19 protein-coding genes are annotated in these 20,275 nt (G+C 68.5%); 7 read left to right on the top strand and 12 right to left on the bottom strand.

Annotated elements, in window-relative coordinates:
• Positions 1-59: 59 nt before the first annotated feature.
• Both ACZ7PG_RS27975 and ACZ7PG_RS27970 read left to right on the top strand, forming a co-directional pair.
• Positions 60-686, top strand: a complete 627-nt coding sequence (locus ACZ7PG_RS27975) for an alpha-ketoglutarate-dependent dioxygenase AlkB family protein (protein WP_470242023.1) — start codon at positions 60-62, stop codon at positions 684-686.
• 860 nt (positions 687-1,546) lie between these two features.
• Positions 1,547-2,524: a hypothetical protein gene (locus ACZ7PG_RS27970; RefSeq protein ID WP_470242022.1), complete on the top strand. Its 978-nt coding sequence runs from the start codon at positions 1,547-1,549 to the stop codon at positions 2,522-2,524.
• A 22-nt stretch (positions 2,525-2,546) separates the two neighbouring features.
• On the opposite strand, the gene ACZ7PG_RS27965 is transcribed toward ACZ7PG_RS27970, so the two are convergent.
• Positions 2,547-3,128, bottom strand: a complete 582-nt coding sequence (locus ACZ7PG_RS27965; RefSeq protein WP_470242021.1) for an ArsR/SmtB family transcription factor — start codon at positions 3,126-3,128, stop codon at positions 2,547-2,549.
• Between the two features lie 76 nt (positions 3,129-3,204).
• On the opposite strand from ACZ7PG_RS27965, the gene ACZ7PG_RS27960 reads away from it, so the two are divergent.
• Both ACZ7PG_RS27960 and ACZ7PG_RS27955 read left to right on the top strand, forming a co-directional pair.
• The gene (locus ACZ7PG_RS27960; protein WP_470242020.1) at positions 3,205-3,558 is read left to right on the top strand and encodes a hypothetical protein; all 354 of its coding nucleotides are present in this window, start codon (positions 3,205-3,207) and stop codon (positions 3,556-3,558) included.
• A complete protein-coding gene (locus tag ACZ7PG_RS27955) occupies positions 3,551-3,730 on the top strand; it encodes a hypothetical protein (RefSeq protein WP_470242019.1) in 180 nt (59 codons plus the stop codon). The genes ACZ7PG_RS27960 and ACZ7PG_RS27955 overlap by 8 nt, the downstream gene beginning before the upstream one ends.
• Before the next feature lie 15 nt (positions 3,731-3,745).
• Here ACZ7PG_RS27955 and ACZ7PG_RS27950 read toward each other — a convergent pair whose 3' ends face one another.
• From ACZ7PG_RS27950 to ACZ7PG_RS27930, 5 genes are read right to left on the bottom strand one after another with little or no spacing between them, the layout of a single operon-like run.
• Positions 3,746-4,579 (bottom strand): 5-oxoprolinase subunit C family protein, encoded by an 834-nt coding sequence (locus ACZ7PG_RS27950; protein WP_470242018.1) that lies wholly within the window; start codon positions 4,577-4,579, stop codon positions 3,746-3,748.
• A complete protein-coding gene (locus tag ACZ7PG_RS27945; RefSeq protein WP_470242017.1) occupies positions 4,576-5,187 on the bottom strand; it encodes a 5-oxoprolinase subunit B family protein in 612 nt (203 codons plus the stop codon). Before ACZ7PG_RS27945 ends, ACZ7PG_RS27950 begins: the two co-directional genes overlap by 4 nt.
• Positions 5,184-5,933: a LamB/YcsF family protein gene (locus ACZ7PG_RS27940; RefSeq protein WP_470242016.1), complete on the bottom strand. Its 750-nt coding sequence runs from the start codon at positions 5,931-5,933 to the stop codon at positions 5,184-5,186. The genes ACZ7PG_RS27945 and ACZ7PG_RS27940 overlap by 4 nt, the downstream gene beginning before the upstream one ends.
• Before the next feature lies 1 nt (position 5,934).
• A complete protein-coding gene (locus tag ACZ7PG_RS27935) occupies positions 5,935-6,729 on the bottom strand; it encodes a putative hydro-lyase (RefSeq protein ID WP_470242015.1) in 795 nt (264 codons plus the stop codon).
• Between the two features lie 10 nt (positions 6,730-6,739).
• Positions 6,740-7,984, bottom strand: coding sequence for an MFS transporter (locus tag ACZ7PG_RS27930; RefSeq protein ID WP_470242014.1), 1,245 nt, complete (start codon positions 7,982-7,984; stop codon positions 6,740-6,742).
• A 114-nt stretch (positions 7,985-8,098) separates the two neighbouring features.
• Here ACZ7PG_RS27930 and ACZ7PG_RS27925 point away from each other — a divergent pair, with 114 nt between their 5' ends.
• Positions 8,099-8,830 carry a GntR family transcriptional regulator gene (locus tag ACZ7PG_RS27925; RefSeq protein WP_470242013.1) on the top strand — a complete coding sequence of 244 codons (732 nt, stop codon included), beginning with the start codon at positions 8,099-8,101 and terminating at the stop codon, positions 8,828-8,830.
• On the opposite strand, the gene ACZ7PG_RS27920 is transcribed toward ACZ7PG_RS27925, so the two are convergent.
• The 6 genes from ACZ7PG_RS27920 to ACZ7PG_RS27895 form a co-directional block, all read right to left on the bottom strand.
• Entirely contained in the window at positions 8,831-9,490 is a 660-nt protein-coding gene (locus ACZ7PG_RS27920) for a DNA alkylation repair protein (protein WP_470242012.1), read from the bottom strand.
• A gap of 222 nt (positions 9,491-9,712) precedes the next feature.
• Complete coding sequence (locus ACZ7PG_RS27915) at positions 9,713-11,077, bottom strand: ricin-type beta-trefoil lectin domain protein (RefSeq protein WP_470242011.1); 1,365 nt, start codon at positions 11,075-11,077, stop codon at positions 9,713-9,715.
• Positions 11,074-12,939: a ricin-type beta-trefoil lectin domain protein gene (locus ACZ7PG_RS27910; RefSeq protein ID WP_470242010.1), complete on the bottom strand. Its 1,866-nt coding sequence runs from the start codon at positions 12,937-12,939 to the stop codon at positions 11,074-11,076. The genes ACZ7PG_RS27915 and ACZ7PG_RS27910 overlap by 4 nt, the downstream gene beginning before the upstream one ends.
• Complete coding sequence (locus tag ACZ7PG_RS27905; RefSeq protein WP_470242009.1) at positions 12,936-13,895, bottom strand: RICIN domain-containing protein; 960 nt, start codon at positions 13,893-13,895, stop codon at positions 12,936-12,938. Before ACZ7PG_RS27905 ends, ACZ7PG_RS27910 begins: the two co-directional genes overlap by 4 nt.
• 185 nt (positions 13,896-14,080) lie before the next feature.
• Complete coding sequence (locus ACZ7PG_RS27900; protein ID WP_470242008.1) at positions 14,081-15,316, bottom strand: family 16 glycosylhydrolase; 1,236 nt, start codon at positions 15,314-15,316, stop codon at positions 14,081-14,083.
• A gap of 480 nt (positions 15,317-15,796) precedes the next feature.
• Positions 15,797-17,032, bottom strand: a complete 1,236-nt coding sequence (locus ACZ7PG_RS27895) for an ROK family transcriptional regulator (RefSeq protein WP_470242007.1) — start codon at positions 17,030-17,032, stop codon at positions 15,797-15,799.
• 132 nt (positions 17,033-17,164) lie between these two features.
• Between ACZ7PG_RS27895 and ACZ7PG_RS27890 the strand changes: the two genes are divergently transcribed.
• On the top strand, positions 17,165-18,352 hold the full coding sequence (locus ACZ7PG_RS27890; RefSeq protein WP_470242006.1) for an ROK family transcriptional regulator: 1,188 nt from the start codon (positions 17,165-17,167) through the stop codon (positions 18,350-18,352).
• A 206-nt stretch (positions 18,353-18,558) separates the two neighbouring features.
• On the top strand, positions 18,559-20,232 hold the full coding sequence (locus tag ACZ7PG_RS27885) for an ABC transporter substrate-binding protein (protein WP_470242005.1): 1,674 nt from the start codon (positions 18,559-18,561) through the stop codon (positions 20,230-20,232).
• Positions 20,233-20,275: the final 43 nt, after the last annotated feature.

Below are 20,275 nucleotides of genomic sequence, written 5' to 3'. Positions count from 1 at the left end.
GTCGTCCCGTCGACGATCACCGAACGTGTGCGGCGGGAGTCTCCGGCACAATCGAGGTGATGGACGCCCTCCTGCCGCGCCCGCGCGCCGAACTCGCGCCCGGTGCCGTGCACGTGCCCGACTGGCTCGGCTTCGACGAACAGCGCGAGCTCGTCGCCGCCTGCCGCGGCTGGCCCGGCTACCGCCACACGACGTACCCCAACGGCGGCGTCATGTCGGTCAAGACCGTCTGCCTCGGCTGGCACTGGTACCCGAACGGCTACTCGCGCACGACCGACGAGGGCAAGCCGGTGCTGCCGTTCCCGGACTGGCTCGGCGACCTCGGCCGCTGCGCGCTCGCGGACGCGTACGGCGAGCCGGCCGACGGCTACGAGCCGGACACCGCGCTGGTCAACTTCTACGCCGCGAAGACGAAGATGGGGCAGCACCAGGACAAGGACGAGCGGAGCTCGGCGCCCGTGGTGTCGTTCAGCCTCGGCGACACGTGCGTGTTCCGCTTCGGCAACACCGAGTCGCGCGGCAAGCCGTACACCGACGTCGAACTGCACTCGGGCGATGTCTTCGTGTTCGGCGGCCCGTCCCGGTTCGCCTACCACGGCGTGCCGAAGACCCTGGCGGGCACGGCCGACCCGGCGCTGGGCCTGGCCGGGCGGCTGAACATCACGCTGCGGGTGTCCGGTCTCTAGTCCTGTTTTAGAACAACCAAGATATTCGCTGGCAAATTGCTGTAAACAGTAGATGCGCCACTTGAGCTTTTCTGAGTAATCTGTCCTGGCTCGCTTGAGCACTTTGTGGCTATCCTGGATAGGCTGGCCTGGACGGAGTTCGGTAGATCCGGCTCAGGCTCTTGACCAGGGCCTTGCCAGGTGCGAGCAACCGAAGCCGGTAAAACTGGACAAATACTGGACAGATTATGGTCAGTACTTGGTCAAACCCTGCATGAAGGCGCCGCTCTGCCGTAACTCTTGATTCTAGAGGTCTGCCTGTTGGCCCGGGTGGTCTCGCGGAGGGGGTCTTCGGTTGCAGCCGGCGGCCCCCTCAAGTATGTCACACTTCAACTACGCTAAGTAGTCAAGCTTCCCTTTCTGCTCGCCTTGGGTGAGAATCAGCACGTTCGCGCGGCTTGGGGCTGCAACTCCAAACGCATCTAGCGGACAACGCCCGGGCTGACGGACAGAAAGGATTGTGACTCAGTGTCACCACTTCGCAGAGGTAAGCCCTGTACTCCCGGCCTTGACTCGCTGGGTGTCGACGGACCTTCGCGTCGGACGATTGTCATCGCCGTCGTAATCCAGGTCTTCACGGCTTTCTTGATTATCCGCGGCTACACCCTGGAGGCGGCCCTCGCTGCATCTAGCACCACCTGTGTGCTTGCCGGTCAGATCGAGCGGCACCGGACCGGTAAGGCTCGACGTCTTTGGGTTGCCTGAAAGCTGCCGTGCAGAAACGTCGATCGCTTGCGTCGACGGAGAAGAATCAGCGGAACAAGCGTCCGTTCGGTTGGTCTGTCGGTCGTGAGCCTGACGATGCACGGAGGGCTTGAACGGTGGATCTCGCTGCGGCGGATGTGGTCGGTGAGCTAAAGGTCCTTCGCAAGGGGCGGGGTGTTTTCTCAGCGCCGCTCGTGGACCGCGTCGGGCCTGCCTTGCGTACTGTGTGCGGTATCTCGGAAGGTGACGACACTGTTGAGATACGGCGCAAGCTCACCGACCGGTTGCGTCCGCTCGTCGAGTCGCTGCCCGATGATCTGAAGATCGCTTTGCGGGCAGCGTTTGCGCTGGACGAGCGGGCGCGAAACCCGTTCTATCAGGAACGGGTGCTTTGGGCGGCGACTACGCTCGACCGCGACACCCGTACGGTCCGGCGTCGGATCGACGAAGGAATCGAGCAGGTCGCGGCGATGGCCGTGGCGGCCGGTGCGTCCGATCTGCGGCCGCGCTACCCGAGCCGCAGTTGGCACACCGAAGAGTTGCGCGTGACGCTCGCACTCGACCAGTCGGTGGCCGAGGCGTTCGAATTCCGCCGGGTTGTCGCCGATGCCGACGGCATCGCCGAGTTGGACTTGGCGCTCACACTCACCGCGACCGGCGAATCCGGCGATCCGGTGCGCGAGTCCGATCTCGAAGTCGACGTGTTCCACGGTGGCGCACTCGTCGGCCGGACGATGGAGTCGAATGATCGCATCGGGCTGGCATTGCGGTTGCCGGAACCGCTGCGGCGGGGTGAGCGTCACGACATCGGTCTGCGATTTCGGGCGAACATGCAGGAACCGCATTATGTCTGCGTACCGCGGCACCCGTGCGACCTGTTCGAACTGCACGTCCGGTTTGGCGACCGAGTGCCGGACCGCATCGTGCGGCTGGAAAAGGCCTTTCAAAACGACACGCTTTCGCCACGAGGGGCCGTGTTGGAGGTCGACGATGTGGGTGAGGTCCACGCCCGGTTCCGCCATCTCGCTCCGGGCTTCGCTTACGGGATTCGCTGGCAACCTGCTGGTCCGACTGAAGGGGTTCAAACTCATTAGGCGGAACTGGCCTTAGGGCCCGCTAATCCTCTGTGGACTCTTCCTCGTCCGGCACCACGATCAGCCGGACGGCGACCGCGCGCGAGCCCGGCGGGTGGTGGCCCGGCTCGGTGACGTACTTCCAGAGCAGGGTCTGGTACTCCTCGACGAACGACGTGATCTGCTCCTTCGTCAGCGTCAGGCCGCCGCGGTAGATCTGGGTCCAGCCCTTCGCGTCGTCGTAGCCCGCGTACGCGCGCGCGACCAGCCCGAGGTCGTGGCTCATCTTGAGCGTGCCGAGCTTGCGCGCGGCCTCGCGCTCGTCCGGCGTCATCTCCAGGCCGGGCGGGGTGTAGATGTCCTTCATCAGCGACTTCCACCAGCGCTCGCGGCCGTCTCCGCGGTCTTCGATCTCCGCGATGAGGTCGAGGTCGGCGAGCTTGCGGAGGTGGTAGCTGGTCGTCCCGGTGCTCTCGCCGAGGGCCTTCGCGACGCTCGTCGAGTTCGCCTCGCCGTGTTTGCCCAGGTAGGACAGGATGTCGCGGCGCACGGGGTTGGCCAGGGCCTTGTAGAAGGCCTTGAGATCCGCGCCGGTGAGGACGCGCCGTTCGGGACGTTCGACCATGGCCGGAGCGTACTACAGAGAATGTTTGCAAAGAATCTCTGCAATCGCTACCGTGGTCGGCGAACGGGGGTTCTCGATGAAAAGACTCTTCTGGGCGGCGGGCCTGTGCCTGCTGCCGTGGATCGCGGTACTGGGGACGACGCTGCCGGACGTCTACGCGGCTCAGCACTGGCGGCTGGCCTGGACGGGCTTCGACGCGGCCGAGGCGATCGGCCTGCTGCTCACGGCGTGGCTGCTCGGGCGCGACGACCCGCGGATGCCGTTCGCGGCGATCGGCACGGCCACGCTGCTGCTCACCGACGCCTGGTTCGACGTCGTCACGGCCGGCAGCGACGTCGGGTTTTCGCTGCTCATGGCCGGTCTGGAGGTCCCGCTGGCGCTGGCGTGCCTGTCGGTGGCGGTCCCACGGCAGGTGCCGGCGCATGTCTGAGCTGAGCCCGCGGTTGCGGGACGAGATCGACGACCAGGTCGCCGAGGCGCTGGACGCCTACCTGGCCGAGCCGGGCCGGCCGCGGAGCCCGCGCCTGTGGCCGCTGTGGGTCGCGATCGTCCTCACGAACGTCGTCTGGCTGCTGGTGGTCGTGAGTGAGAAACAGGGTTAGAACACTGTTTCTCACTCACGACGCGGGACGGAAGCTCACTGTCTGACCCGGCCGCAGCTGCGCCGCGACGTCCAGGTCCTCTTCTTCGACGACGGCGATCACCGGGTAGCCGCCCGTCGTCGGGGAGTCCGCGTGGAACAGGATCGGCCGGCCCGACGGCGGTACCTGCAGCGACCCGGGTACGCACGCCTCGGACGGCAGCTCCCCTTCGCGTGAGCGGGAAAGCGGCGGCCCGGTCAGCCGGATGCCGACGCGGTTCGAGTCCGGCGAGACCGTGTACACAGTGGACAACAGCTGGTCCGGCGCGGCGAACCAGTCGCGACGCGGTCCCGGCGTCACGCGCAGGACCGGCGACGACGGCAAAGCCGGGCGTGGCGCCAAGTCGGCCACCGGGAAAGCAAGAGGGGTGCCCACCGGCAGCAGCATCCCGGCGGTGAGTGGCGGCGGCCCCAGCTTCCCGAGCGTGTCGGTCGACCGCGAACCGAGCACCGGCGCGACGTCGATCCCGCCGCGCACCGCGACGTAGCAGCGCAAGCCGGCCGTGGCCGTGCCGAGCACGAGCTCGTCGCCCGGCCACAACGTCATCGGCGCGTTCATGCCGCCCGGCGACACCGGGCAAAGCGCGCCGGTCACCGCCACCGTCGTGACGGCCGAAGCGCGCAGCACCAGCCCACCCAGCGTGACCTCCAGGGCCGCGGCACCGGCGGGGTTCCCGACGAGCCGGTTCGCCAGCCGGAACGACCCGCGATCGGCGGCGCCGGACCGGCCGACGCCGAGCGCCGCGTGCCCGGGCCGGCCGAGGTCCTGGACCGTCGTCGTGAACCCCGGCCGCACGACTTCCAGCTTCACGTCGTCACCGCCTCGAACCGCACCCTCGTGCCCGGCGGCAGCAGGTTCGGCGGGTCGCGTTCGACGTCCCAGACCGGCACGTCCGTCCGGCCGAGCAGCTGCCAGCCGCCGGGTGACGCGCTCGGGTACACCGCGCTGTGCTCCCCGGCGATCGCCACCGAACCCGCCGGGATGCGCGTCCGCGGCGTCGATCGGCGCGAGACGTGCAGCGCCGGGTCCAGCCCGGACAGGTACGCGAACCCCGGCGCGAACCCGCAGAACGCCGAGACGTACGCACCCGAGCTGTGCCGCTCGATCACCGAAGCCACGGTGATCCCCGTCGAAGCCGCGACGTCGGCGAGGTCCTCGCCGTCGTACACCACGGGAACCACCACCTCGGCCGAAGCGGCCATCGCACTGTCCACAGGGGACACTTCACGCAGGATCGCGCCCAGGCGGCCGGCGTCAGTCACCTCCGGGTCGAAGCGGACCAGCAGCGTCCGCGCCGCCGGGACCAGCTCCTCGACGCCGGCCGGCGCGAGCCGGGACAAAGCGGCCTGGAAGCCGAGTACGTCGTCCAGCTCCACCAGCACCGCGCGCCGTCCGCAGGGCAGCAGCCGGACGGTCATCCGGTGAACGCGCCCAGCTCGATGCCGGCCTCGGTCAGCGCCGCCTCGATCCGCTTGGCCAGCTCGACCGCGCCCGGCGTGTCCCCGTGCACGCACAGGGAGTCCGGCCGCAGCTCGAGCTTGGTGCCGTCCTCGGTGACGACGCCGCCGGTCGCCATGCCGACCGCGCGCTGGGCCACCGCGTCGGCGTCGTGCAGCACGGCGCCCGGTTTCTTGCGCGAGACGAGCTTGCCGTCGGCGGTGTACGCCCGGTCGGCGAACGCCTCCGCGTACGCCACCACACCCGCTTTCTCCGCCTGCCGCTGCATTTCCGAGTCCGGCAGGCAGAGCAGCGCGAGCGCGGGGTCGTACCGGCGCAGGCCGTCGACGATCGCCGCGGCCTGCGCGACGTCCACCGCCGCGGTGTTGTACAGCGCGCCGTGCGGCTTCACGTACGTCACGCGGCTGCCGGCCGCGCGGGCGAACGCGTCGAGCGCGCCGATCTGGTAGAGCACCTCGTTCGCCAGGTCGGCCGGCGCGATGTCGAGCGCGCGCCGGCCGAACCCGGCCAGGTCGTGGTAACCGACGTGCGCGCCGATCGCGACCCCGCGCTCGGCCGCCAGGTCGCACACCCGCCGCATCACCGACGGGTCGCCGGCGTGGAAGCCGCACGCGATGTTCGCGCTGGTCACGATGTCGAGCATGGCTTCGTCGTCGCCCATCTTCCACGCGCCGAAGCCCTCGCCGAGATCGCTGTTCAGATCCATTTCAGCCCACCCGGTATTCGCTGTCGAGCCGGTCCGTGATGAACATGTACCCCGGTGCGTGCGTGATCGCAAAGGGAGGCCGGGACGCCATCAGCGCCGCCTGCGGCGTGACCCCGCAGGCCCAGAACACCGGGACGTCACCGGGCTCCGCGTCCACCGGATCCCCGAAGTCCGGCCGCGAGAGGTCGTCGATCCCCAGCGCGCGCGGGTCGCCGACGTGCACGGGCGCGCCGTGCACGGCCGGCATCGCGCGGGTGATCCGGATGGCGTCGTCGACGCGGTCCGCCGGGATCTGCCGCATCGACACGACCATCGGCCCGAACAGCCGCCCGGCGGGCTCGCACTGCCGGTTCGTCACGTACATCGCGACGTTGCGGCCCTGGTCGACGTGCCGCAGCGGGACGCCCTCGGCGGCGAGTGCCGTCTCGAACGTGAAGCTGCAGCCGATGGAGAAGGCGACCATGTCGCTGCGCCAGAGGCCGGTCGCGTCGGACACCTCGCCGGCCAGCACGCCGTTCTGCCAGATCCGGTAGCGCGGCAGGTCGGTGCGCAGGTCCGCGCCCGCGGCGAGCCGGGTTTCCGGGTCGCCGGGGTCGGTGACGTCGAGGAGCGGGCACGGCTGCGCGTTGCGGGTGCAGAACAGCAGGACGTCGTAGGCCCAGTCCTCGGGCACGGCGATCAGGTTGGTCTGGGTGAAGCCGTTGGCCCAGCCGGTGGTCGGGTGGGCGGTGCCGCGACGGAACGCTTCGCGCGCTTGCGCCGGCGTGAACGTCGCGGGTTCGTCAAAGGTCGTCATGAGTTCCCCCTCAATCGACGAGTTCGATCCCCCGGGTTTCGGGCAGTCCCAGCAAGGCGAGCACCGCGATGCCGTAGCCGATCGCGCCGAACACGATCGCCCCACCGGCGCCGAGGAAGCCGACGACGGTCGGGAAGATCGCGCCGACCGCACGGCCGAAGTTGTACGTGAAGCCCTGTCCCGTGCCGCGCAGCGACGTCGGGTACAGCTCCGCGAGGTAGGCGCCGAAGCCGCTGAAGATCGCGGACATCGAGAAGCCGAGCGGGAAGCCGAGCACCAGCACGAGCCCGTTGGCGCCCTTGGGGATCTGCGTGTACGCGACGATCAGCGCGGCCGAGAGCAGCGCGAACGTCAGGAACGTCTTCTTGCGCCCCATCAGGTCCGTGAGGTAGCCGCCGCAGACGTACCCGACGAACGCCCCGGTGATGAGGAACGCGAGGTAGCCGCCGGTGCCGATCACGGTCAGCTCGCGCGTCTTCTTCAGGTAGGACGGCAGCCACGTCGAGATCGTGTAGTACCCGCCCTGGACGCCGGTGGCGAGCAGCGCGGCGAAGAACGTGGTGCGCAGGAGGTCGCCCCGGAAGATCCGGACGAGCGTGCCCTTCGGGCGTTCGGCCTTCAGGCGTTCCTCGGCGCGCGGGGCGTCCTTGACGCTGCGGCGGATCCAGAGCACGAACAGGGCCGGGATGACGCCGGTCCAGAACATGACGCGCCAGGCCACGTCGGGGCTCGCGACGCTGAACACCACGGTGTAGACGATCACCGACAGGCCCCAGCCGACCGCCCACGCGCTCTGCACGAACGCCACGGTCCGGCCGCGGTACCTGGCCGAGGAGTACTCCGCGACCAGCGCGGCACCGGCCGCCCACTCGCCGCCGAAGCCCAGGCCCTGCAGGGCGCGGAAGATCAGCAGCGTCTCGAAGTTCGGGGCGAACCCGCAGAGCACCGTGAAGACCGTGTACATCGCGATGGTGATCTGGAGCGTGCGGACGCGGCCGATCCGGTCGGCCAGCATGCCGGCCCCGACCCCGCCGACGGCCGAAACGACCAGCGTCGTCGTGCCGAGCAGGCCGGCTTCGCCGCTCGAAATGCCGAAGTACGCGGTGATCGCGGCCAGGCCGAGCGGCAGGGTCTGGTAGTCGAACGAGTCCAGTCCGTAGCCGCCGAACGCGCCCACGAAGGCGCGGCGTCCGCGTTTGCCGAGCGTGCGGAACCAGTCGAACGGCCGGGCCTCGGTAGCAGTTGTCGCAGTCATGGGCACCTCCTGGCCAGTGTCTCATCGTGGCGTGCCTCACACACTAGGGATTGTTGAACAATTCCACAAGACGGCAATTACATCGTCCTCAGTGTGACGGGTACCATCGGTCACGTGGTCATCGAAGACAGCGACGTCCCGGGCCTTCCGGGCCTGGAAGCCGACCGAGGCCTGGTCAGCCGCAAGAGCACGGCCGAGCGGGTCGCCGGCGTCCTGCGCAAGCGCATCGCCGAGGGCTTCTTCCTGCCCGGCGGCCGGCTCTCGGAGCAGGACATCGGCAACGCGCTCGGCGTCTCACGCAACACGCTGCGCGAGGCGTTCCGGCTGCTCACGCACGAACGGCTGCTCGCCCACGAGCTCAACCGCGGGGTCTTCGTCCGCATCCCGAGCGTCGAGGACGTCGTCGACATCTACCGCGTCCGCAAGATCATCGAGTGCGCCGCGGTCCGCGGGGTGACGGCGAAGCCCGCCTCCTTCGCGCGGATCAAGGAGAAGGTCGAGATCGGCGACGAGGCCGCGCGCACCGGCAACTGGAAGGACCTCGGCACCGCGAACGTGTGGTTCCACCAGGAGCTGGCCGCGCTGTCCGGCAGCGAGCGCGTCAACGAGCTGGTCGGCAGGCTGACCGCCGAGCTGCGGCTGGTCTTCCACATCATGGCCGAGCCCCGCCGCTTCCACGAGCGCTACCTGCCGCGCAACCACGAGATCCTCGACCGCATCGAAGCGGGCGACGGGCCGGGCGCGGAGCAGCTGCTGATGAAGTACCTCGAGGACGCCGAGGAGCAGCTGGTCGAGGCGTACGCCGACCGCGCCGAGGCGGCCCGCGCGGCCGTCGCGGTGGACTGACTACTGCTTGCGGCGCACCATCTCGGCGATCCAGGTGGGCGCGAACGGCGACGTGCAGTTCGGCGGCGTCGGGTAGTCCTTGAGCACCTCGAGGCGTTCGCCGATTTCGATGGCGCGGGCGCGGAGTTCGACGTGTTCGATCCCGATCCGGGCCAGGCAGTGGTTCATCGCCCACTGCAGGCGGTCCGGCGCGTCCTTCATCTCCTTCTCGATGACGTCGAGCAGGCCATCGAGGTCTTCGGGTTGCTTCGCGACGCGCTCGGTGGTCAGCGCCCAGCCGGCGCTCGCGACCACCGGATCCGGGTCGGCGAACCAGCTTCGGCGCAGTTCTTCGGCGTGCGGGCTCTTCTTGACCACGTAGTTGACGAGCCAGTCGTGGACCTTCGGGACGCGCGCGGTCCGCAGCATGGCGTCCAGCTCGCCGCGCTCGAACGCCTTCGGCCGGCAGATCAGGGTGGCCAGCAGCTTCGCCACCGTGTCGTCGGTGGCCCACAGCTCGCGCGCGAGGTCGTGCTGCGTCTTCAAGCGCTTCGCGACAGCGCGCAGCTTGCTCAGGTTCACGCCGTGGTCGTCGCCGTGTTTCTCGTTCACCGCGCGGGCCCTGGGGTCCTCGAGCGCGGCCAGCTCGGCCAGGACGTCGTTCAGCTCGGATTCGGCCACGACGGCAGTCTAAGGTGCCCCTTCGGGCATCTCTGGAATCCGGACTCCCCAAAAGCGTTCCCGGCTGGATAACCTCTGAGCGGTTTCGCCGCCGGAGACCCCCAGCGGCAGGCGGAACCACCCAGCTGCCGGGCCGTGGCCTCCCCAGTGTCGCGGCCCGGCAGCCCTACCGACGCGAACAGGCCCGGCCGGAGTCCCGGCCGGGCCTGTCGCTTCACGCCGTCAGCCGGCGTAGCGGGCGAAGATCCTCGTGAAGTCCCACGCCTGCTGGGAAACGCCCGAACACGTGTCGTCGTTCGGGTAGGCGCCCGGGCAGGGGCGGTCGCGGTTGGCCGACCAGAACGTCAACCGGGCCAGGTGGTGCTGGTTCGCGTAGGCCAGGATGGTGGTGAAGTCGTTCAGGGTGACCGTCTCGCTGTTGTCGGTGATGCCGTTCATCGACGAGATGCCCATGTGCCGGTAGGCCGTGTCGTCGTCGTAGCCGTAGGCCGACTTGACGACGTTCTTGAGCCCCTCGGCCGCGCGCTGCGTGAGCGTGCCCATGTTCTGGCCCGCGCCGCCGAAGTCGAACGGCATGATCACCCAGCCGTCGACCGTGAGCCCCGACTGCGCGGCCCGGTTCACCAGGCTGTTGTCCGGACCGGACTGCCCGGTGCCGAACGTGACGTACAGCTTGATGCCCGCGTTGTTCGCGCGGACCGTCTTCAGCGCGTCGACCGTGCGCTGCTGCACCGTCGGGTTGCTGTAGGCGTCGGCCTCGATGTCGATGTCGATCGCCTTGAGGCCGTAGGCGTTGATCACCTTCTGGTACGCCGCCGCCAGCTCACCCGCGCTGCCGCACGACGACTCCAGCTTGTTGCCGGAGTAGCCGCCGAACGACGGGATGACGTCGCCGCCGCCCGCGCGCACCGCGTTGATCGTGTTCTGGTCGACGCCGCCGGTGAGCGCCCGGCCGCCGTCCCACTGCGGGTTGCAGTAGCCGTTGGACAGGACGAACGCCAGCGTGAACCACTTGACGCCGGTGGCGTTCTGGATCGTCTGCGGGCTCGGCGGGTTGCCCCAGCCGTTGTAGAGGTACGGCGCGACGGCCATCACGCCCGGGCCGGACGGCGGCGGGGTCGTGCCGCCGGACGGGAGCGTCCACTGCTGGTTGGCGCTGGTGGCGCACGTCCAGATCTGCAGGCGCGTCCCGTTGGCGCTGGAGTTGCCGGTCGCGTCGAGGCACTTGCCCGACCCCGTGTTGACCAGGTTCTTCGCCGCGTTGGCCGTCCACTTCTGGGCGGTGGAGCCGTTGCAGTCCCAGAGCTGGATCGTGGTGCCGTTGGCCGTGCCGGCGCTGGTGACGTCGAGGCACTTGCCCAGCGCCTGCAGGGAGCCGTCGGATCCGACCGTCCACTGCTGGGCGCCGCTGCCGTTGCAGTCGTAGAGCTGGATCGCGGTGCCGTTGGCGCTGCTCGCCGCGTTGACGTCGACGCACTTCCCGGCCAGGCCGGTGATCGGCCCGGTCGCCGCCTGCGCGACGCCCGGGGCCAGCACCAACGCCGACGCCGCGGCTACGAGAGCACCGAATGCTGCCAGTTTCTTCATGCGGGCACGTTCCACTTCTGGTTGGCGGCGCCGGTGCAGGTCCAGATCTGCAGCCGGGTGCCGTTCGCACTCGAGTTGCCGGTCGCGTCGAGGCACTTGTTCGACGCCGACCCGACGATGTCCTTGGCCGCCGTCGCCGCCCATCTCTGGTTGGCCGTCCCGCCGCAGTCCCACAGCTGCAGCTGCGCACCGTCCGCTGTGGACTGTCCGGTGACGTCGAGGCACTTGCCCAGCACGCGGATCGTGCCGTCGGTGCCGACCGTCCACTGCTGGGCGCCGGAGCCGTTGCAGTCGTACAGCTGGACCGCGGTGCCGTTCGCGCTGCTGGCGTTCGCCGCGTCCAGGCACTTGCCGCCGAGGCCGGTGATCGGGCCGGTCTTGCCGGTGCCGCCACCGCCGCCGGTGCCCTGGGTGCCGGCCCAGGTGAACGTCGCCGACGTGTGGCCGGGCAGGTTGTAGGTGAACGAGGAGTTGCCCCAGTTCACGCGCACGCTCTGGCTGCCGGAGCCGGTGTTGTACGCGATGAGCGCCTTCGAGCCGTCCGGGTTCTTCCACGCGACGTTGCGCACGGCCGAATTGTCGTTCGAGTCGATCCGGTACGCGCCCGGCTTCACGAACTTCGTCAGGTGACCCATCGTGTAGTACTCGACGGTGTAGTCGACCTGGCCGTTGCGGCCGTCTCCATTGTGGACAGTCACCAGGCCGGTGCAGGTGTCGCAACCGCCGTTGTGCGGGTTGTGCGCCTGGTCCATCGCCAGGCTCCACTTGGTGACCGTGCGGCTCCAGTTGCGCGTGTAGTCGACGATGTTCGTCATGTCCTCGGCCTGCTGGTTCGACACCCAGGTGCCGCCGGAGTGCTCGGTCGAGTACGCGTTCACGCTCGGGTACTGGTTGTGCACGGTCGTCTGCTGCGAGACGTTGCCGCCGTAGCCGTGCCACGCCATGCCGCCGAAGTTCGGGTGGCTGCGGATGGCCGCGTCGTCCATGGTGGGCGCCGCGAAGGACTGGTACTGGTCCCAGTTCCAGTCGAGTGCGAGGACCTTTGTGGACAGTCCGGCGTTCTGCAGTGCGGGCAGCAGGTTGTTCTTGGTGAAGTACGCGAGCCCGGCGCCGTTCCAGTTGGTCGACGGGTAGCTCGCGCAGCACGTCGGCTCGTTCTGGACGGACAGGTAGTTGATCGGCACGCCGGCGGCCTGGTAGGCCTGGGCGTACTTGACGAAGTACTGCGCGTACGCCGGGTAGAACTGCGACTCCACCCAGCCGAGCAGGTAGCTGTCGTTGTCCTTCATCCACGGTGGCGCGCTCCACGGCGACGCCATGACCTTGATCTGCGGGTTGAGCTGCAGCGCCTGCTTGGTCAGCGGCAGGACGTCGGTCTGGTCGTGCGCGATGGAGAACTTCGTCAGGTTCGGGTCGGTCTGCCCGGCCGGCACGTCGTCGAACGTGTAGCTGTAGCGCGCGATGTCCGACGCGCCGATCGGGTTGCGCAGGAAGCTGATGCCGATGCCGGCGTTGGGGTCGAACAGCTTCTGCATCACCGAGTTGCGGGTGCTGGCGCTGAGCAGGTTGCTCGAGTTGAGCAGCCACGCGGCGGAGTCGGTGAACGACGCGCCGGCGCCCTCGAACTGCTGGTAGGTCGTGTTCTCGTTGACGTTGATGGTCTGGCCGCCGGTGCCGGTGCCCGCGGTGAAGCTGATCGGCGTCTGCTGCTGCAGACCGCGGGTGACGTTGACGCCCTTGGCGTCGTCGGTGGTGGTGAGCCAGACGTTCACGGTCTCGCCCGCGGCCTGCGCGGGCACGGCGAAGGTGGCCGCGGCGAGCGCGGTCACACCGAGCATGCCGAGCAGAGAGCGTTTTCTCATGACAGCGTCCACTTCTGGTTCGCACCGGTTCCGCAGGTCCAGATCTGGAGCCGGGTCCCGTTGGCGCTCGAGTTCCCGGTGGCGTCGAGGCACTTGCCCGAGCCGGCGTTCACGAGGTTCTGCGACCCGTTGGCCGACCACTTCTGCGCGTTGCTGCCGTTGCAGTCGTACAGCTGGATCGGTGTGCCGTTGGTCGTGCCGGCGCTGGTGACGTCGAGGCACTTGCCGAGCGCGCGGACCGTGCCGTCGGAACCGACTGTCCACTGTTGAGCGGTGGAGCCGTTGCAGTCGTAGAGCTGCACGGCGGTGCCGTTGGCGTTGTTCGCGCCCGCGACGTCGACGCACTTGCCGCCGATGCCGGTGATCCGGCCGCCACCCGCGGGCGGCGGGGTGGTGGTGCCACCGGCGAACTGCGTCGCGACCTGCTCGCCGAGGCTGGTGGCGTTGGCGTGGTTCTCGATCGGGTTGACGTGCGTGTTCGGGAACACGATGTACGTCACCGGGCCCTCGGTGCCGCCGTTGGACGGGTCGGGGTTGATGCCGAGGTTGACGGCGGTGGCGTAGGACGCCTCACCGATGATGCTCGTCGGGCCGGTGTCGCCGACCACCGCGTAGGTGACCTGGTTGTTGTAGATCACCGCCACGACGGAACCGCCGTCGATGCCGTAGTTGCGATAGTCCCAAGTGGACGTCGGCTGCGGCAGCACGATGTAGGGCAGCTGCGCCGCGTTGAGCGGCTGGTCGGTCGAGGTGTGGAACGCCGTGTCCGGGTAGAAGCAGCAGTCGGTCTGCTCGTTGCACTGCGACGTGCGGACGCCGTCGCAGTCGATGTCCATGTCGGCCTTGAAGAAGACCGCGCCGTTGGCCTGGCAGACAGGGACGGTGGCCGCGCCGCCTTCGTCGAAGGAGTACTTGCCGTTCGAGATCTGCTGGCAGGAAGTCGTCTTAGCGAGCAATTGGCTGGCGCTGGGGCCGGCTTCGACGGCGGCTTGGGCGGAGCCGGTGGTCAGGAAAGAAAGCGCTAACAGGGCACACCCCATTAGCGCGACGAGGAATCGCCGCACTTGAGTTCTCCTTGTGGGGGAAGGAAAGAGTGCCGGGTAGGCGAACCGGGCGGGGTCCGCCTACCCGATGTGGTGGATCAGGGAGTGGTCCACTTCTGGTTGGCGCCGCCGCCGCAGGTCCAGATCTGCAGGCGGGTGCCGTTCGCCGAGCTGTTGCCGGTGGCGTCGAGGCACTTGTTCGCGTTGGGGTTCACGATGTCCTTGGCGCCGGTCACGACCCATTGCTGGGCGGCGGTCCCGTTGCAGTCGTAGAGCTGCACGACGGTCCCGTCCGCGGTGCCGGCCGCGTTGACGTCCATGCACTTGCCGAGGGCGCGGATCGTGCCGTCGGTGCCGATGGTCCAGTTCTGCGCCGCGTTGTTGTTGCAGTCGGTGATCTGGATCGGCGTGAGGTTGGCGGTGCTGGCGCCCGCGACGTCGACGCACTTGCCGCCGATGCCGGTGATCCGCCCGGTGCGCCCGCTCGGCGGGGTGCCGCCGCCGACGTCGTTGGTGACGTGGACGTAGTCGACGACCAGCTGCTGCGGGAACTGCGTGCTGCTGTTGGGGTCGCCGGGCCAGTACCCGCCGACGGCGAGGTTGAGGATGATGAAGAAGTTGTGGTCGTAGACCCAGCGGTTGCCGTTCAGGTCGGACGGCGTGCGCGTCTGGTAGAGGTTCCCGTCGACGTACCACTTGATCTGGTTGGGCGACCAGTCCACGGCGTAGGTGTGGAAGTCGTCGGAGAAGTTCGGGCCGTTGTAGGCCGCGCCGATGCCGCCGGCGCCGGAGTAACCGGGGCCGTGGATGGTGCCGTGCACGGTGTTCGGCTCGAACCCGACGTTCTCCATGATGTCGATCTCGCCGTCGGTGGGCCAGTTGCCGCCGCCGAGCATCCAGAACGCCGGCCACATGCCCTGCCCGCGCGGGAGCTTCATGCGCGTCTCGAAGTGACCGTAGGCCTGGCTGAACTTGCCGGCTGTGTTCATCCGCGCGGAGGTGTACTCGCAGCGGCCGTACCAGCAGTTGTAGTTGCCGGGGTTTTCGCGCTTCGCGGTGATGACGAGGTGGCCCTGGCCGTCGAGCTGGGCGTTGTTGGTGCCCGACGTGTAGTACTGCCGCTCGTGGTTGTTGACGTTGTCGCCGGTTTCGAGCTGCCACTTCGACCCGTCGACGCCCGAGCCGGCAGGCCCGTTGAAGTCGTCGGTGAAGGTGGCCGCGGCTTCGGCCGCGGGAGCCGTCAGCGCTTGCTGCCCGGCGAACAGGAGGGAAGCGGCGGCGAAGAGGGCCGCTGCTCTTCGGAACTTGCGGAACTTGCGGAACGAGGTGGACATCGTTGTCGCCTCTCTCACCGTGGGGGGACGGGCGTTCCGCGCACAGCACGGACCGCGAGGAGGGGAGGTGGCCTCGCATGCCGGGGCGGCGGCAGGCGCGACCGTTACGCCGGCGCTCGTCTTCCCTGGGCGGGGTGGGGACTACGGGCGGCGGCGGGTCTTTGTTGTGCTTGGCAACAAAGTATGCATGGTCCAGACAAGCCGGGCAACCGTCGGCCGGTCATTTTTTTTCAACCCGAATTAAGGGTGGGTGGGTGACAGGGTCGGCGGTTCCCGGTGAGTGGGGCATGGGCCGACGGTGTCCCCGTTGGGGCCTTCCGGCACCCCGAAGCCCTCATTGTGACTACGGCCGGCAACACCGCGTCAAGGCGGGAAAGATGCCTTGACCCGGCGCTGCCGGCCGTGTTCTGGCTTCGGATCGGGGTGCGCGGGGGGAGTCTGGGTTCTCGTCGGTGTGGGTTCTCGTGTCCCCTTGCTTGCTCAGGCTGCGTCTGAGTCCGGTGCTCCTGGCTTCACGATTCTCGATGTTGCTCCCTGGTCCAGTAGGTCTGCTACTGGCAGGGTTGCCGCTCCCGTTGCCACTGCGTCCAAGCCCAGGGAGCCCAGCTGGATTGATGTCTGGCTGAATGGGTGCCTCAGGGCGTGCTCGCCCGCTGCCTCGCGGATGCGGGGTAGGAGCTGCTCTCCCAGGGCCAGGCCGGCCCAGCCGCCGATTACTATGCGCTCCGGGTTGAACAAGTTGATCAGGTTCGCGATGCCTGCTCCCAGGTAGCCCGCTGTCTCCTCGAGTACGCGGGCCGCCGTCTTGGACTTCGGGGCCGCCTCCAGCAGGGCCGCGAACTGGGCCTGCTCGTCTTCGCCCGGGACTTCCTTGCCTCGCACCTTCCGGTAGCGGGCCAGTACCCCGGCCGCGCCGATGTACGCCTCCAAGCACCCGCGTGCTCCGCAGCGGCAGTCGTTTCCGCCGTACGCGATCGTTGTGTGGCCCCACTCGCCCGCGCTGCTCGTCGACCCTCGGTACGTCGTCCCGTCCGTTACCACCGCGGCGCCGACGCCCGAACCGATCAGGGCGATCACCGCGTGGCGGGCTCCGCGGCCTGCTCCGAACCACATCTCTGCCTGGCCCTGCGTCTTCGCTCCGTTGTCCACGAACAGCGGTAGCCCCACTCCGGCGTCGCGCAGCAGGGATACCAGGGGCACCGCCTCCCAGCCGACCGTCGGTGCGTGCACCAGTACCCGGGATCCCTGCTCGACCATGCCCGGTACGCCGATGCCGACGCCCAGTACCGCCGAATCCTCGATGCCCGCGCTCGCGAACACCTCGCGCAGGCCGGATGTCACCTGCTCGACCGCCGTTGCCGGGTCCGGGGCCTTCGGGAGGGGGTGCTCTACCGTCGCCAGGCGGTTCATCGCCAGGTCGAACAGCTCGACCTTCACTCCCGTCTCGCCGATGTCGACGCCCGCGACGTGCCCGTACGCCGGGTCGACGCGCAGCAGTACCCGGGGCCGGCCGCCGTCCGATTCGACCTGGCCCGCCTCCGTGATGAGCCGCTCTTCGCCCAGCTCGGCGGTCACGTTGCTGACCGTTGCCGCACTCAATCCGGTGAGCTGGCTCAGTTCGTGCCGCGACAGCGGGCCGTCGAAGTACAGTTTCGACAGCAGCAGAGAACGGTTGTGCCTCCGCAGGTCACGGACGGTGGTGCGCTTGCTCGCCATGGGCAACCCATCTGAACTCTTACCGGCTCACTGCCAGAATGCCTGATCGCCGTAAGTTGTGGCTATGTATTAAGTGATGAACTAAGTCCCGAACTGATGGTCGCACGGACAGTCTCTGGCACAATCCCCCAGGTGACCCAGGTGGTACGCCAGACAACCAGAGACCTCCGGCGGCACAACCGCGCGGCACTCCTCTCCTCCCTCTACCTCCGAGGCCCCGTCAGCAGACTGGAACTAGTAGCTGAATCGGGACTATCGGCCGCCACCGTTACCAACGTCGTCTCCGAGCTCATCGCCGACGGCGTCGTCGCGGAGGCGGGATCGGTCGAATCCGACGGCGGACGGCCGCGGACGCTGCTGGCCGTGCGGCCGGACTTCGGGCACGTCGTGGGCGTCGACGTCGGCGAGACGCACGTCGAGGTCGGCCTGTTCGACTGTGCGCTCGGGACGCTCGGCACCGTGCGTCACCCGCTCGTCGGCACGCGGCTGGATCCGGACGAAGTGGCCGGTTTGGTGCGAACCGGCATCGCGGAAGTGCTCGAAGGCGGCGAACCGGGCGCGGTGTTCGGCGTCGGCATCGGCGTGCCCGGCGCGGTCCGCGACGGCGGGATCGTCCACGCGCCGACCCTCGGCTGGCGCGGGGTGGCCTTCGCGGACCTCATCCACCCGCACATCCAAGCGCCCCTCCATCTCGACAACCGCGCTCGCACGCTCGGGCAGGCCGAGACCTGGCGCGGTGCCGGCCGGGGCGCCGAACGGGCCATCGTCGCCCTGCTCGGCGTCGGAGTCGGGGCCGCCGTCGCGACCGCCGGGCGCTCGCACCCGGACATCACGACCAGCGAGTGGGGCCACACCGTCGTCAAGGCGGCGGGGGCGGCCTGCCGCTGCGGCTCGCACGGCTGCCTGGAGGCCTACGTCGGCACCGAGGCGGTCGTCCGCCACTACGCCGACCGGGTCGGCAAGGAACCGGTCATCGGGGACGAAAGCGACGTCGAGCTGGCGCACATCGTCGCCGAAGCGGCCGTCGACGGCCCGGCCGCCGACGTGCTCGCCGAGGCCGCCGAATACCTCGGGATCGGCATCGCGAACCTGATCAACCTGCTCAGCCCGGATCGGGTGGTGCTTTCCGGCTCCGCGGGGGCGATCATGGGACCGGCGATCCTGCCCGCGGTGCGCGACGCGGTGGGCCGGCACGCGCTCGACTACCTGGCCGGGCACACCGAGGTCGTCCTGGGCCGGCTCGGGCCGGAGGCGGTCGCGCTCGGCGCGGCCACCCTGCCCATCGCGCAGCTGCTCGCGAACGGGGGACGGACCGGCTGATTCCCTTGCGTCGCAAGGAGTAGTGCGGCCGACAGGTCCAGACCGCCAGTTCTTTTATTACTTAAACTTAGGTACAAAACGTTACCGCCGTGTTATTGACGTGACCCGAGTCACCCGGGTTGACTTCGGGACGTCGTTCGGTCGCCGGCGGTCGGGGCTCGCTACCAGTCGACACCTACGCACGTCGTCGATGACTAGGAGGAACGATGCGAGTCAAGCGCTCCATCGTCGCAGCGCTGGTGGCCGTGATGGCCCTCGGAGGCCTGACCGCGTGTTCGGGCGGAAGCTCGTCGAACGCCGCTCAGAGCAACCCGGACCAGGTGCTGAACGTGGGCAAGCCCGACGGCCCGCAGTCGGAGAACAACAACCCGTTCCTCGAGACGTCCGCCCTGTCGAACATGGGGTACCGGTGGATGATCTACGAGCCCCTGGTCATGCTCAACCGCGTCAAGCCGCAGGAGCCCGGCAAGCCGTGGCTCGCGACGAAGTGGGACTGGTCGGACAACTACAAGAAGCTGGTCCTGACCGTCCGTGACGGGGTCAAGTTCTCCGACAACCAGCCGATGACCGCCGAGGACGTCGCCTACACGTTCCAGCTGCTGCGCGACAACAAGGCGCTGAACGTCGACGCCGTCCCGTACAAGGACATCACCGCGGCCGGCAACCAGGTGACGCTGGGCTTCGACAACTCGCAGTTCGTCAACCAGGTCAAGATCCTGCAGACGCTCGTCGTGCCGAAGCACGCCTGGCAGTCCGTCAAGGACCCGGCGCTCGACACCGTGAAGAACCCGATCGGCACCGGGCCGTACACGCTCAAGTCGGCCACGCCGCAGACGATGATCGTCACCCGGCGCGACAGCGGCTACTGGCAGGAAGCGCCGAAGGTCAAGGAGATCCGCTACACCTCCTACACCGACAACAACGCGCAGGTCGCGGCGCTGGTGAGCGGGGCGTCGGAGTGGAGCTTCGTCTTCATCCCGAACTACAAGGCCGTCTACACGAACAAGGACCCGCAGCACTACAAGCTGTGGTTCCCCGCGCAGCTGGCCGTGCACGGCCTGTGGTTCAACACCGAGAAGGCGCCCTGGAACGACGCGAAGCTGCGTCAGGCGGTCAGCAAGGTGATCAACCGCGACGACATCTTCAACCAGGGTGAGGCCGGCTACTTCTACCCGAAGAACGACCAGGTCACCGGCATCCCGACGCCGGCGGGCGACCCGTTCATCGCGCCGCAGTACAAGGGCCAGACGGTCCAGGTCGACGTCCCGGGTGCCAAGTCGCTGCTCACCGGCGCGGGCTACAAGTTCAACGGCGACAAGCTGGCCGACCCGAGCGGCAAGCCGGTCACCCTCAAGCTGACGGTCCCGTCCGGCTGGTCGGACTACATCACCGACCTGGAGATCATCAAGGACAACCTCTCGCAGATCGGCATCACCGCCACGGTCGAGAAGATGAACCAGGACGCGTGGATCAAGTCGGTCGACACCGGTGACTTCGAAGGCCTGATGCACTGGACCAACGACGGTGCGACGCCGTACGACATGTACCGCGACGTCATGGACGGCAGCCGCTACAAGCCGACCGGCCAGGGTGGCATCAACGGCAACTACGGCCGCTTCAAGAACGACGAGGCGACCAAGGCGCTCGAGACCTACGCCAACGCCGAGGACGACGCCGCCCGCACCGCCGCCATGGCGACGTTGCAGAAGATCATGATCGACCAGCAGCCGATGGTCCCGACCTCGGCGGCCAACTCCGGTGGCGAGTACAGCACGAAGAACTGGGTCGGCTGGCCGGACGAGGCCAACCCGTACGGCCCGGCGCAGCCCACGCTGCGCAACGCGCTCGACATCGTTCTGCACCTGAAGCCCGCGGCCTGATCGATGGCGGAGTCCGTGGCAACGACCGAGCAGTCCCCCTCCG

The sequence above is a fragment of the Amycolatopsis sp. NPDC114504 genome (assembly GCF_055633595.1).
The sequence above is the reverse complement of the archived record's forward strand: the minus strand, read 5'-3'. Positions and strand labels throughout refer to the sequence as shown.